The sequence below is a fragment of the Stenotrophomonas sp. Steno-Z1 genome (assembly GCF_056393175.1).
This window is the reverse complement of the sequence record NZ_JBWJPB010000012.1, coordinates 39,603-53,206: the sequence shown is the minus strand read 5'-3', so window position 1 is coordinate 53,206 and position 13,604 is coordinate 39,603. Positions and strand designations below refer to the sequence as shown.

Below are 13,604 nucleotides of genomic sequence, written 5' to 3'. Positions count from 1 at the left end.
CCGCGCCCGTTCAGCCGGCGCAGGCACCGCTCACGCGGACACCCGTATAATCGCCGTGGCATTCCGCCGCGCCGCCCCTGCCTGCCTTCCGTGGATACTCCTCTGAAACAGCGACTGATTGGTGCCATCGTCCTGGTGGCGTTGGCCGTGATTTTCCTGCCCATGCTGGTCAAGGGGCCTGCGCCGGACAGCGGTGTGGCGAGCGTGCCGATCAGCGCGCCGGCAGCACCGTCGGACGGTCAGTTCGAAACCCGTGAGCTGCCGTTGGTGGCGCCTACCGGCGCGGCCACCGGCCTGCAGGGGCCCTCCAGCACCCAGCCGCTGCAGGACGCCGCCGACGCGGCACCGGCCGCCGCCGATTCCTCTCCGGCCGTGGCCGCAGGCAATTTCGCGGTCAGCTTTGGCGCCTATGGCAGCCAGGCCGATGCCGATGCGGTGATCGCCTACCTGAAGAAGTCGCAGCTGCCTGGTTTCAGCGAGCCGGCCACGATCAACGGTCGCCAGGCCTGGCGGGTGCGCGTGGGGCCGTATGCCGATCGTGCCGAGGCCGAGGCCGCCCGCCTGCAGGCGGTGAAGGTACGCAACGACGTCAAGGCCGAGGTGGTCACCCTGGACGCACGCGCGGACAACGCGGTTGCCGCGGCGCCGGCTGCCACGCCGACGCCGGCCGCTGCCAGCGCATCCAGCGCCACCGCGGCCGCGGCCGGCACCACGGTCCAGACCGAATCGCTGCCGCCCGAGCCGGTGGCTGCGGCCAAACCGGCCGCGTCCAAGCCCGAACCGAAGCCCGACCCCAAGCCGGCCGCTGCCGTGCCCAAGCCGGAGCCGGCCAAGCCGGACACCGCCACGGCTGCCAAGCCGGTGGCCGCACCGGCCGCGCCGGCTGCCAGCAGCGTGGGCTTTGCCGTGCAGCTCGGTGCCTTCGGCCAGGCGGCCGAGGCCAACGCGCTGCGCGACAAGGTGCGCGCCGCCGGTTTCAGTGCTTTCGTAGAGCAGGTACGCACCGACAAGGGCACGCTCAACCGCGTGCGCGTCGGCCCGGTCGCCAACCGAGCAGAGGCGGAGAACCTCAAGGCTCAGGTTGCGTCCAAAGTCGGCGTGGCCGGCATGGTCCGGCCACACCCCTGATGCCGTCCGCGCGCCCGTGGCTTGAGCCCGGCCCGTCCCACGGCGGAGGACGCGCATGATCGATTTCGTGCTGCTGGCCGTGATCGGCATTTCCACCCTGCTGGGCGTCATGCGCGGGTTTGTCAGCATCATCATCAGCACCTTGTCCTGGCTGCTCGGCGGCTGGGCGGCGCTGATGTTCGGCAAATCCTGCGCCGGCTGGTGGTCGGCGCCCTCCGCGCCGGGCACCGAGCATTTTTTCGCCGGCTACCTGAGCGTCTTCCTGATCGTGATGGTGTCGGTATGGGGCATCGGCCTGGTGATCCGCCAGGCGGTGCGCTCGACCAGTTTCAATGGCGCCGACCGGACGCTGGGCGGTGCGCTGGGCGTGGTCCGTGGCGCGCTGATCGGCTGCGTGCTGCTGCTGGTGGCGTCCTACACGCCGCTGCCCCGCGAGGCAGCCTGGCGCGACTCCAACCTGCGCGTGGTGCTTGGCCCCGGGGTGGGCTGGATGCAGGCCAAGATGCCGCGCATGCCCGCCATGCCGCAGATGCCCAGCCTGGATCGCATGCCCAGCCTGGACGGCATGAAGGACCTGCCGATGGCGCTGCCGGAGGTGAACATGTCGCAACTGCCCGGCGGGGAGTTGGGCAAGCCGGGCCTGACAGGCGATAATGGCGTGCTGGGCGGGTTGCTGGCAGGGCGCGGATGGCCGCGGCCCTTGGATGAGACCCCGCAGCAGGCGGGAGACCCGGCCGATGTCGGGGCGCGCAGTGGCACGTCTGGTTCGTCCCAGAACACCGATCCGGCGCGTGTGCGTCCGGACCAACCCGATCCGGCACGGAGAGGGTCCCCCGGCCAGGCACGGCCACCTTCACAGTAGATGGGCACAGCCCAGCGGAGATTCGCACCATGTGTGGCATCGTCGGAATCGTCGGCAACCAGAACGTCGCCGGGCAGTTGTATGACGGCCTGACCGTCCTCCAGCATCGTGGCCAGGACGCGGCCGGCATCGCGACCGCCGATGGCACCCGCCTGCGCGTGCAGAAGGCCAACGGGCTGGTCCGCGATGTGTTCGATGCCAAGCGCATGTCCACCCTGGAAGGTCGCGTGGGCATCGCCCACGTGCGTTATCCGACCGCCGGCTCCGAGGGCATGGACGAAGCGCAGCCGTTCTACGTGAACTCGCCGTACGGCATCGCGCTGGCCCACAACGGCAACCTGATCAACACCGAAAGCCTGCGCCAGCAGGTGTTCGAGCAGGATCGCCGCAACGTCAACACCGACTCGGACAGCGAAGTGCTGCTGAACGTGTTCGCCTACGAACTGGACGCGCAGCGCCAGCTCACCCCGGAAGCGGCGATCCGCGCCGTGGCCGGTGTCCACCGCCGCTGCAAGGGGGGCTACGCGGTGATCAGCGTGGTGCTGGGCCTGGGCCTGGTCGCCTTCCGCGACCCGCATGGCATCCGTCCGCTGGTGCTGGGCAAGCGTGCGCATGCCGAAGGCGATGAGTACATCGTGGCCTCCGAATCGGCCGCGCTCGACGTGCTGGGCTTCCAGCGCGTGCGCGACGTGCGCCCCGGCGAAGCCCTGGTCATCACCGCGCGTGGCGAACTGTTCTCGGAGGTATGCGCCGAGCCGGCCGAGCACAGCCCGTGCATCTTCGAATACGTGTACTTCGCGCGCCCGGACTCGATGATCGACAACGTCTCGGTGCACAAGGCGCGCATGCGCATGGGCATCAAGCTGGGCGAGAAGATCCTGCGCCTGCGCCCGGACCATGACATCGACACCATCATCCCGATCCCGGACACCTCGCGCGACGCCGCGCTGGAGATCTCCAACACGCTCGGGGTGAAGTACCGCGAAGGCTTCATCAAGAACCGCTACATCGGCCGCACCTTCATCATGCCGGGGCAGGGTGAGCGGGTGAAGTCGGTGCGCCGCAAGCTCAACCCGATCCACCTTGAGTTCCGCAACCGCGTGGTGCTGCTGGTCGACGATTCGATCGTGCGCGGTACCACCAGCCAGCAGATCGTGCAGATGGCGCGCGACGCCGGCGCGCGCAAGGTGTACCTGGCCAGCGCCGCACCGCCGGTGCGTTACCCGAACATCTACGGCATCGACATGCCGGCCGCCGAGGAACTGGTGGCGCACAACCGCAGCATCGAGGAAATAGAGAAGCACCTCGGCTGCGACTGGCTGATCTACCAGGACATCGAAGACATGGAAGCGGCGGTGCGCGAAGGCAACCCGGAACTGAAGGCGTTCGACTCGTCGTGCTTCAACGGCGTCTATCCGACGGGCATCGAGCCGGGGTACTTCGAGCGTATCCAGCAGTTGCGTTCGGACGACGCCAAGCACAAGCGCCGCGCCTGAGGCCGTGCCGATGGCCGGGGAGTTGCCGCTGGAGGCGGCCGGTGACCTGCTGCGCGCGGCGCAGCAGTGCCTGGCCGCAACCGATCCACTGCACAAGGTGGCCCTGACCCAGGCCTATGCGGCGCAGTTCCGCGCGGGCCAGCTCAAGGCCCGCGCCGATGCCGCCCCGGCCGATCCGATCCGGATGCCCGGACGACCGGCCAGGCCGAGCCTGGTGCACCCGCGCGACCTGCCCAAGCGTGGGCTGGGCAGCGCTGAGGGGCGTGCCGCCTTCATCCATGCCATCGCGCATATCGAACTGAACGCCATCGACCTGGCCTGGGATGCGGTGTACCGCTTCCGCGGGCTGCCCGGTTCGTTCCATGCCGACTGGGTGAGCGTGGCCGATGATGAGTCGCGCCACTTCATGCTGCTGCATGGCCGGCTGCAGGCGCTGGGGTTCGACTACGGTGATTTCGACGCGCACAACGGCTTGTGGGAGATGTGCGAGAAGACCGCGCACGACGGCCTGGCCCGGATGGCGCTGGTGCCGCGCGTGCTCGAGGCGCGCGGGCTGGACGTCACCCCTGGCATGATCACCAAGCTGCGCTCGGCCAACGACCACGCCACCGCCGACGTGCTGGAGATCATCCTGCGCGAGGAAGTGGCGCATGTGGCCGCGGGTTCGCGCTGGTATCACTGGTATTGCAACCGCGCCGGGGTCGAACCGCGCGCGCGCTTCATCGCGTTGTTGAACGAATACGCCGGCGGCTTTTTGTACGGCCCGTTCAACCTGGAGGCGCGCCTGCTGGCCGGGTTCGACGAAGAAGAGCTCGCCGACCTGATCGAGCAGGCCGGACGCACCAGCGGCCCGGCACGGTAGAACCATGCCCTGCGTGGCTGCGTCTCGATCCGGGACCGCGCGCAGCCACCCATGGGGTGGCTCTACGAGGGGCGGTGTAGAGCCACGCCATGCGTGGCTGCTTCTTTCGATCCGGGACCGCGTGCAGCCACCCATGGGGTGGCTCTACGAGGGCGCGGTGTAGAGCCACGCCATGCGTGGCTGCTCCTCTCGATCCGGGACCACGCGCAGCCATCCATGGGGTGGCTCTACGAGGGCGGTGTAGAGCCACGCCATGCGTGGCTGCTCCTCTCGATCCGGGTCCGCGCGCAGCCACCCATGGGGTGGCTCTACGAGGGCGCGGTGTCGGGCCACCCATGGGGTGGCTCTACGAGGGGCGGTGTAGAGCCACGCCATGCGTGGCTGCTTCTCTCGATCCGGGACCGCGTGCTTCTTTCGATCCGGCCCCACGCGCAGCCACCCATGGGGTGGCTCTACGGGACCATCGTAGAGCCACGCCATGCGTGGCTGCTTCTCTCGATCCGGGCCCGCGTGCTCCTCTCGATCCGGGACCGCGCGCAGCCACCCATGGGGTGGCTCTACGGGACCATCGTAGAGCCACGCCATGCGTGGCTGCTTCTCCATCGGACGCCATGACCCGCCGCCCCTGCGGGCGCATCACACGTTGGGCAACACCACGCGCTTGCCGTCCTCGGTGGGGCGGTTGATGTAGAACAAGCCTGGCCCGGGGCGGTACGGCAGCTCGCGCGTCGCTTCGTCGGCGGCGTACAGCAGGGCGGTGTCGCCCAGTGCGTCGAAGTTCCAGTGCGCGGACTGCATCAGGTAGCGTTGGCGCAACAGCCGCTCCTGCGTCGCATCGAGTGCCTGGCCAGCAAGCACGCGCGCGGCGATCGGCAGCAGGTCGCCGGGCAGCGCCAGCTCGGGCACCTCGTCCACGGTCCGCAGCCAGCGTACGCCCGCGACCGTTGCGCGCTGTTGCATCAGGCGCAGCGCCACCCACTGGTAGCGCCCGTCGATCTCGCGCTTGAGCACCACCGCCGCATGCGCGAACAACCGCCACTGCGGTCGCACGCTGACGCTGCCGGCTACCCGCTGCGCCTGCCATCGATGCCACACGTCCACCCACAGCGCATCCTCGCCCAGGCCCAACGCCTGCTGCCAGCGCACGCATGCGGCCTGCGCCTGTCGGTAAACCTCGGTGGCGCGCAGCACGGCCAGGGGCGGCGCCTCGGTGTCGGCCAGGCCATGCTCGAGTACACGCTGGCCCAGCGGTCGGGTGAGCAGTTTCGGTCCTTCGATGCGCTGGTCGTAGCCGCCGCCGATGTTGGCGTGCACGCCGGGCAGGGCGATTTCCTCGTGTTCCGGGGCGACGCTGGTCAACGCGAAATGATGGCGATGCTCGTCGCGTGCGACCAGTTGCAGCACTTTGTCGGCGCAGCCGCTCGGCAGGCCCACTTCGGGCAGTTCATCGTGCTGCTGGCGATTGATCGCCACGACGGTATCGAACAGGCCGACGAAGCGGGCCGGTCGCGCCGGTACCGCCTCCTCGCCGGCGAGTTGCCAGCCGGTACGGCGCAGCTGTTCGCGCAACCAGGTGCGGCCATCGGCACGGTTTAGCCGGTGCACCGCGTCGCGTGCCGACGCGGCGCCCCGCGAAAAACCGAACAGATCGATGCGGACGCTGCCCAGCACGGCATGCGGGTGCGCCCGCGCCAGGCTGCGCAGGGCATCGGGCAGGCGCTCGTCGAGTGCGCGGCGCACCTTGGCGCGCACACCGGTGCGCCCGATGCCGAAGGCCAGCCCCATCAGGTCGTCATCTTCCCCGCTGCGCGTGCCGACGCCTTCGATGTAGATCGCCAGCGACAAGGCGCTGCCCGGTGCCGGCGTGGTGCGGTCATCGGGATACAGCGCATGCAGTTGCGCGATGTTGGTCAGGCCGTTGCTGTAACTGCTGGTCAGCCGGCTCTGGTAAGGCGAGGCGTCGTCGGCCACCAGCGGTGCCGTGGGGCGGGGCGCGGGCGTGGTGCTGCCGGGCGGGCGCGAGGCACGCAGCAGGTTGTCGGCGTTGTTGCGGGTGCCGTCGAAAAACAGGCCGATCTGCAGCGACAGCGGCGCGGTGGGTGGCGGCGTGGGCGGTCCTGCCATGGCGCGGGGTCCCCGGGGTGCAGGGCAAAGGTAGCGCGAAAATGACGCGAACGCGACGTCGCTGAACCGTGCGGTCGGCGGTCACAGTTCCGAATGTTCGTCCGTAGGAATTGTTGAATTCACGCGCACGGTTGGCGCCATATGGGCGGGCCCCGACCGATGGGGCTGCACCGCAGCAACGACTACCGCCCCGTTTTCCACTCAAAGAGAGACGACACGATGTCCAGATCGATGAGCAAGGCCGCAGGTGTGATCACGTTGTGCCTGGCCGCGGCAGGTGCTGCCAGCGCCGCTCCGCTGTTTGAACCGGTCACGGTGCTCAGCCGCGCCGGCGCCGCCAACCAGCCCGCCGCGCAGGCGGTCCTGTCGGCCGCGTCCACGGCGGCGGTGCAGGAAGTGCGCGTGGATGCCGGCGCGGTGGGCGCGAACCAGCGCCAGCTGGAATTCGAACTGTTGGGTACCCCCGTGCAGGCGCTGCAGCAGCGGGTGCAGGCACTGCCGGACGGCGGCAGCATCTGGTACGGGCAATTGCAGGCCGGCAACGCTAAAACAGCGGGCAAGGCCACGGCGTCCGATCCGGCCAACTCGGTGATCCTGGTGCGCTCCGGCGACACGGTGACCGGCTCGATCCGCAAGGACGGCCAGCTCTATCGCCTGCGCCCGCTCAGCGACGGTCGCCACGTTCTGGTGGAAGTGGACGAGTCGCGGATGCCGGCCGACCACCCGGCCGACTACAACAGCCTGCCGCAGGTAGCCATGCCGGTCAGCGACCGTGCCGGCATCGCCGCCGCGTCGTCGGGCTCCCCGGCCACCATCCGCGTGCTGGTGGTGGCCACCAATGGCGCGGTCGCCGCGTATGGCGGCAACATGCAGTCGCTGGTGCAGCTGGCCGTGGCCGAATCCAACCAGGGCTACATCAACAGCAACGTCGGCATCACCCTGGAGCTGGCCGGTTACGAGACCACCAGCTATGCCGAGTCGAGCAGCTTCTCCACCGATCTGTCGCGCTTCCGCAGTACCACCGACGGGGTGATGGACAGCATCCACACCAGCCGCAACAACACCCGCGCCGATGTCGCGGTCCTGGTCATCAACAATGCCAGTTCCTGCGGCCTGGCCTCGGGCATCGGCTCCACCGCCGCCACCGCGTTCGCGGCGGTGCATTGGGACTGCGCCACCGGCTATTACTCCTTCGCGCATGAAATCGGGCACCTGCAGAGCGCACGCCACGACATCGCCACCGATCCCAGCACCTCGCCGTACAGCTATGGCCACGGCTACCGCTACGAGCCGTCCAGCGGCGCACGCTGGCGCACGATCATGGCTTACGCGTGCACGGCCGGATGCCCGCGGTTGAACTTCTGGTCCAACCCGAACATCAGCTACAACGGCGTGCCGATGGGGATTGCGTCCAGCGCCGACAACCAGCGCGTGCTGGTCAATACCAAGGCGACGGTCGCCGCGTTCCGCTGAGTGGCGGCGCCCGCGACCGCAGTGGCTGCGGTCGCGGGGTGGTGAGGCTCAGCGTGCCAGCGTATCCAGCGTCCAACCCTGCGCGGTGACGCGCAGCACCGAGCCTTGTTCGTACCAGTCGCCCAGCACGATGCGGGTGCAATCGCGGCCACCGACCTGCAGGGCATGGATCGCCGGGCGATGGGTGTGGCCGTGGATCAGGGTGTCCACGCCATGGCGGGCGAAGGTGGCCTCCACTTCGGCCGGCGCCACGTCGGTGACGGTTTCGAAGGTGGATCGATCGTCCTGCTTCATTTCCGACTGCCGGGCCTGGCTGGCATCACGTGCCTTCTGCGCGAAGGCGATGCGCGCGGCCAGCGGCTGGGACAGGAACTGCGCCTGGAACTGCGGGTCGCGGGTCTGTGCGCGGAACTGCTGGTAGGCGACGTCGTCGGTGCACAGCAGGTCGCCGTGCTGCAGCAGCACCGGGCGCCCGTACAGGTCGATGACGCTGGGGTCGGGCAGGATGCGGAAGCCGGTGCGACGGGCATAGTCGTTGCCGACCAGGAAATCGCGGTTGCCGCGGATGAAATACACCGGCACGCCGGCATCGGCCACCGCATGCAACGCATCGGCGACGGCATCGGCGGCCGCCGACGGGGTGTCATCGCCGATCCAGGCCTCGAACAGGTCGCCGAGGATGTACAGCGCTTCGGCCTGCATCGCTTCATCGCGCAGGAACGCCAGGAACAGCTCGGTAATGGCTGGACGGCTCGGGTCCAGGTGCAGATCGGAAATGAACAGCGTGGTCATGCGCGCATTGTAAAACGGGTTACACCGGCAGCGGCAGCCATCTCAGACTGGCACCGGCCAGCGCGGTCGCGATGGCCGTGGCGGCCAGTACGTCGCTGGGGTAGTGCAGCCCCAGTACCACGCGCGAGAGGCCGATCGCCACGGTGAACGGCACCAGCAGCGGTGCCAGCCAGGGGTAGTAGGCCAGCGCCACGATGGTGAAGGACACCGCGTGCAGGGTATGCCCGGAGGGGAAGCTGAATTCGTCCAGCGGTGCCACCCAGGCGCGGATGCGCAGGTCGGCCGCATACGGCCGTGGACGCCGGGTCCAGCGCTTCAGGCCTTTGTACAGCAGCAGCGCCATCAGTCCGGTGGCGGCCATGTGCAGGGAGGCGCGCAGCCCCTCGAGACCGTCCACCAGGACCAGCGCGGCCATCAAGCCATACCAGAACGCACCATCGCCGAGCCGGCTGACGGCGGCGAAGGCCTGGCGCACGCGCCGGCGCCGGCAGTAGTGATTGGCGCGCCGGCACCAACGGGTCTCGCGCCCGCGCAGGGCCTCAAGCCGCGTGGTCTGCATGCGGCCTCCGCGCCTGCGCCAGTTCGGCAAGCAGTGCATCGAACTCGGCCACCACCTGCTGTGGGTGCAGGCGCCGCATGGCAGTGGCGGCATTGCGGCCGAGCCGTGCACGCTGCACGTCGTCACCGGCCAGCTGCAGCGCGGCGGCCAGGAACGCGGCGTCATCGTTCACTGCAATGCCACTCTCGTCGGTGCGCAGGTGTTCGCGTGCCGCGCCGTAGTCGAAGGCCACCGTGGCCACGCCGCTGGCCATCGCTTCCAGGGTGACATTGCCGAAGGTCTCGCTGCGACTGGGGAACAGGAACAGATCGCCGCTGGCGAAGTGCCGGGCCAGCGCCTCGCCGCGCTGTACGCCGCAGAAAATGAAATCGGGGTTCTCATGCGCCAGCTTCTCGCGCGAGGGGCCATCGCCCACCCAGATGAAACGCGCCTTCGGCCGCGACTGCTGCACTCGGCGGAAGGCCTTCACGGCAAGGCCGAGGTTTTTTTCCGGGGCGATGCGTCCCACGTAGATGGCCGCGAAGCCGTTGCCGTCGATGCCCCATTCCTCACGCAGGGCCGGGTCGCGACGCTGCGGATCGAACTGGCTGCTGTCCACCGCGCGGGCCAGCAGCCGCACCCGCTCGAACCCCTGCTCGCCCAGGAACTGTTTCAGCTCCTGGGTGGGTACCAGGGTGGCATCGGCCTGGTTGTGGAAGCGCCGCATCCAGCGCAGCGCGGCGGCCTGCAGCCAGGCGACGCCGTAGTCGGGCAGGTACTCGTCGAAGCGGGTGTGGAAGCCGGTGGCCACCGGGATGCCGAGCCGGCGCGCGGTGCGCAGGGCCGACCAGCCGAGTGGGCCCTCGGTCGCGATGTAGATGGCATCGGGGCGCTGCTGTTGCCACTGGCGGGCCAGCCGCTTGGGGGCGGGCATGCCGAAGCGCAGGCCGGGGTAGCGCGGCAACCCGGCCCCCGCCACCAGCAGGGTGTCGTGGGCATGCTCGGCTTCGCTGGCCTGGCGCGGGCGCACCAGGTCGACCTGGTGGCCGGCGGCGCGCAGTCCCTGTTCCAGTCCCTGCACGGTCAGGGCAACGCCGTTGACCTCGGGGGGATACGTTTCGGTGACGATGGCATAGCGCATGGCGGGCCTCCGGGTTGCGTCCATGCTCGGCCCGGGCGATGTAGTGGACATGACGTGGATATGACCGGCCGATGACGCGCGCTGGGGCGCGCGTGGCGTGGGCGTCCGCAACCCGGCGGGATCGTTCCTGGCGGCCAGTGGCCACCACGCCTGCAAGGACGGCAGGACAAAAAAAACCACGGCCCCGAAGGGCCGTGGTGGGGTGCAGCGGTATTACCCGGCAGCGATCAGAAACGCTGCTGGTACTTCATGTACACGAAGCGGCCGATGTCGTAGCCACCGTAGTAGGAGAACACCGAGTTCGGCTTGGTGTACATGTTCGGGCCGTACTTCTCGAACACGTTGTTGGCACCGACCGACACGGTGGCATCCCACGGCAGGTTGTAGCGGAACTGCACGTCGTGGAAGGTCACCGAACCACGCTCGTTGTAGTTGCGCGAACCGGAGTACCACGGCGCACGCACGCCCGGATCGGAGCACTCGTCCGGATGCGCGGTTGCGTTCAGGCACTGCTCCTTGACACCGGAGTAGTAACGCGCGGTCCAGCTGATGCCGAAGTCGCCCAGATCCCAACCCAGGGTCAGGTTGGAACGCACGCGGAAGCCGCTGGTGGCGTTGGTGGCGATCCCGTTGGTCGGGGTCGGCACGACGCTGGTGTCGTTGGTGGAACGGTAGATGTTGGAGCTGACGTAGGTGGTCGACCAGTTGGTGCTGAACTTGCCCAGGCTGTCGGTGTCCAGACGGTAGGTCAGGTCCATGTCGTAACCTTCGGTTTCCAGGAAACCGGCGTTGCGATTGCCGTAGGTCAGCTTGTTGACGATGCCCAGCGCCGGGTCACGGGTGAACTGTGCGCAACGCGAATCGATGCCCTGCTCGTAGCAGTCGATCAGGATCTGGTTCGGGCTGTCGGCAACGATGGTGTTGTCGATGCGGATCTTCCACCAGTCCAGCGACACGTTGAAGTTGCTGATGAAGCTCGGGCTCCACACCACGCCGAGCGTCTTGCTCTTGGAGGTTTCCGGCTGCAGCAGCGGGTTGGAGCCGTTGGTGAACGGCACCGGGGTCTGGTCGGTGCTGCTGGTGATCGGCACGTTGCCCTGCTTCAGCTGACGGTAGGTGTCGGCATTGGCGATGTCGCGGGCGCAGCGGGCGCGCACGGCGGCGCTGGTACGCGACGGACCGTAGACGGTATCGCAGGGATCGGCGTAGCCGGTGGTGAAGGTTTCAGAGCCGCCGCCGTACAGGTCGGAGATGGTCGGGGCACGGAAGCCTTCGGCCCAGGTGCCGCGGACCAGGATCTGGTCGATCGGGCGCCACTTGAAGCCGAACTTGCTGTTGAGCGTGTTGCCGAAGGTGTCGTAGTCCGAGAAGCGCGTCGCCGCGTTCAAGGTCAGTTCCTTGGCACCCGGCAGGTCGGCCAGGACCGGCACGTTGAACTCGACGTACGCTTCCTTGACCTTGTAGCTGCCACCGGTCGGGCCGGAGGCCAGGTTGGTGGTCGCGCCGGTCTGGGCCAGCGCATCGGGGATGAACTCGCCGGTTTCCTTGCGGTTTTCAAGGCCGAACGCAAAGCCCAGGTCGCCGGCCGGCAGCGTCACGATGGAGCCGGCGATGGTGGCGAAGAAGTTCTTGCCGACGGTCTTGCCGGTGGAGTCTTCCGCCGGCATGAGGTAGTCGATCAGGGCCTGGTTGCCGGTGAGACCGTACGGATCGGTCACGCCTGCAGCGACCAGCGGGTTCCAGACCATGCAGTTGGCGATCGGGGCGGCGGCGCTGCCGCACTCGACCTTGCCGGTGGCGGCGTTGTAGTACGACGGGCCGACCGCGTTCTTCACGCGTTCCTTGTGCAGGTTGCCGGTGGCGTGCTGGCGCAGTTCGTTCTTGTTGTACTGGTAGCCCACTTCCCAATCGAAGTAGCGCTCGCCGATGTTGAACGAACCATCGAAGGCGGCCACGGCGCGGTAGGTCTTGAGCGAGCTGTCGCTTACGCGCGGCACTTCCCAGGTGCGGTGGTTCCAGGCCACGGCGGTCGGGGTGGCGTAGCCGTTCTTGCGGCCGAACGGGTTGAAGTAGCTGTCGATCGACATCGGGCCGATGCCGGCCGTGGACGACTGCAGCGGGTAGCCGGCGACCTGGCGGCTGGAATCACGCTTGTTGTAGCCCAGCTGCGTGCTGAAGCGGATGTCGTCGGTGATGTTCAGGCGACCGTCGACGAACAGCGAGTCCCGCTTCAGCGGGTAGTTCAGGTGCATCTGCTCGTTGGTGTTGCTGACATCGCCGTCCGGTGCATTGGCGTTGGTCAGGTGGTAGTTGGCCGGGTTGAGCGGGTTGGCACCCCGGTTGAGCGAGTAGCTGCAGGTGGCGGTGCCGGTGCAGCCCGGGCCGCGCAGGCCGGTGATCTGGCCGTACTGGCTGACGGTGGTCCAGGCTTCGGTCGGGTGGCGGTCGGTGTTGCCGTAGGCGCTGAAGCCACGGTCCTTGGCCCACACGGCCTTTTCTTCGGTATGTTCGGCCGAGACGGTGATCGAGCCGCGGTCGTTGGCCCAGCCGGCCACCACGTCGAAGCGGTCGCGGGCGCCGTCGCCCTGGCTGTACTGGCCGTGGTAGACGTTGGCGGTCACGCCGGTGACATCATGGCGGGTGATGATGTTGACCACGCCGGCCATGGCGTCCGAGCCGTAGATGGCCGAGGCGCCGTCCTTCAGCACTTCCACGCGTTCCACTGCCGACACCGGCAGGCTCGACACGTCCTGGTAGCCGGAGGTGCTGATGCCCAGGCGCTTGCCGTTGATCAGCACCAGGGTGCGCTGCGCGCCCAGGTTGCGCATGTCGATGTAGGTGCCACCGGCGTTTTCGCCGGCGCTCAGGACGTTGGCGCGGCTGATCGCCGGGCTGCCCATCGCGGTGACGTTCTGCAGGATGTCGGCGACCGAGCTGAAGCCCTGGCGTTCGATGTCCGTACGGGTGATGGCCAGCACGGGCTGGGCGTTCTCCACGTCAACCTGGCGGATGCGCGAACCGGTGATTTCGATGCGGTCCAGGTTGGTAGCGGTCGGCGCGTCCTGTGCCATCGCCGGCGCGGCCATCAGGCCCGCGGTACCGGCGATCAGGGCACAGCGGATCGCGTGCCCCAATACGTTGGTGCGTGAATTCATGTGCGCTCTCTCTCTCTCGTTCGGAACTGAATC

General features: G+C 68.3%; 10 protein-coding genes. 5 read left to right on the top strand and 5 right to left on the bottom strand.

Features of this window, described 5'->3' with window-relative positions; genetic code table 11:
- Nucleotides 1-90: 90 nt before the first annotated feature.
- From AC06FD_RS19650 to AC06FD_RS19635, 4 genes are read left to right on the top strand one after another with little or no spacing between them, the layout of a single operon-like run.
- Nucleotides 91-1,128 carry an SPOR domain-containing protein gene (locus AC06FD_RS19650; RefSeq protein WP_478078689.1) on the top strand — a complete coding sequence of 346 codons (1,038 nt, stop codon included), beginning with the start codon at nt 91-93 and terminating at the stop codon, nt 1,126-1,128.
- Nucleotides 1,129-1,183: 55 nt separating this feature from the next.
- Nucleotides 1,184-1,990, top strand: coding sequence for a CvpA family protein (locus tag AC06FD_RS19645; RefSeq protein WP_259209958.1), 807 nt, complete (start codon nt 1,184-1,186; stop codon nt 1,988-1,990).
- 29 nt (nt 1,991-2,019) lie between these two features.
- Nucleotides 2,020-3,486, top strand: coding sequence for an amidophosphoribosyltransferase (gene purF, locus AC06FD_RS19640; RefSeq protein ID WP_259209960.1), 1,467 nt, complete (start codon nt 2,020-2,022; stop codon nt 3,484-3,486).
- 10 nt (nt 3,487-3,496) lie between these two features.
- A complete protein-coding gene (locus AC06FD_RS19635; protein ID WP_259209962.1) occupies nt 3,497-4,348 on the top strand; it encodes a ferritin-like domain-containing protein in 852 nt (283 codons plus the stop codon).
- Nucleotides 4,349-4,984: 636 nt separating this feature from the next.
- Here AC06FD_RS19635 and AC06FD_RS19630 read toward each other — a convergent pair.
- A complete protein-coding gene (locus tag AC06FD_RS19630) occupies nt 4,985-6,472 on the bottom strand; it encodes a phospholipase effector Tle1 domain-containing protein (protein ID WP_478078688.1) in 1,488 nt (495 codons plus the stop codon).
- Nucleotides 6,473-6,691: 219 nt separating this feature from the next.
- Here AC06FD_RS19630 and AC06FD_RS19625 point away from each other — a divergent pair, with 219 nt between their 5' ends.
- The gene (locus tag AC06FD_RS19625) at nt 6,692-7,945 is read left to right on the top strand and encodes a zinc-dependent metalloprotease (protein ID WP_259209966.1); all 1,254 of its coding nucleotides are present in this window, start codon (nt 6,692-6,694) and stop codon (nt 7,943-7,945) included.
- A gap of 48 nt (nt 7,946-7,993) precedes the next feature.
- On the opposite strand, the gene lpxH is transcribed toward AC06FD_RS19625, so the two are convergent.
- The 4 genes from lpxH to AC06FD_RS19605 all read right to left on the bottom strand — a co-directional run bounded on the left by lpxH (nt 7,994) and on the right by AC06FD_RS19605 (nt 13,571).
- A complete protein-coding gene (gene lpxH, locus AC06FD_RS19620; protein ID WP_478078687.1) occupies nt 7,994-8,737 on the bottom strand; it encodes a UDP-2,3-diacylglucosamine diphosphatase in 744 nt (247 codons plus the stop codon).
- 19 nt (nt 8,738-8,756) lie between these two features.
- Entirely contained in the window at nt 8,757-9,296 is a 540-nt protein-coding gene (locus tag AC06FD_RS19615; protein WP_259209969.1) for a phosphatase PAP2 family protein, read from the bottom strand.
- Nucleotides 9,277-10,416, bottom strand: a complete 1,140-nt coding sequence (locus AC06FD_RS19610) for a glycosyltransferase family 4 protein (protein ID WP_394163967.1) — start codon at nt 10,414-10,416, stop codon at nt 9,277-9,279. The genes AC06FD_RS19615 and AC06FD_RS19610 overlap by 20 nt, the downstream gene beginning before the upstream one ends.
- A gap of 227 nt (nt 10,417-10,643) precedes the next feature.
- Nucleotides 10,644-13,571 carry a TonB-dependent receptor domain-containing protein gene (locus AC06FD_RS19605; protein ID WP_394163966.1) on the bottom strand — a complete coding sequence of 976 codons (2,928 nt, stop codon included), beginning with the start codon at nt 13,569-13,571 and terminating at the stop codon, nt 10,644-10,646.
- Nucleotides 13,572-13,604: the final 33 nt, after the last annotated feature.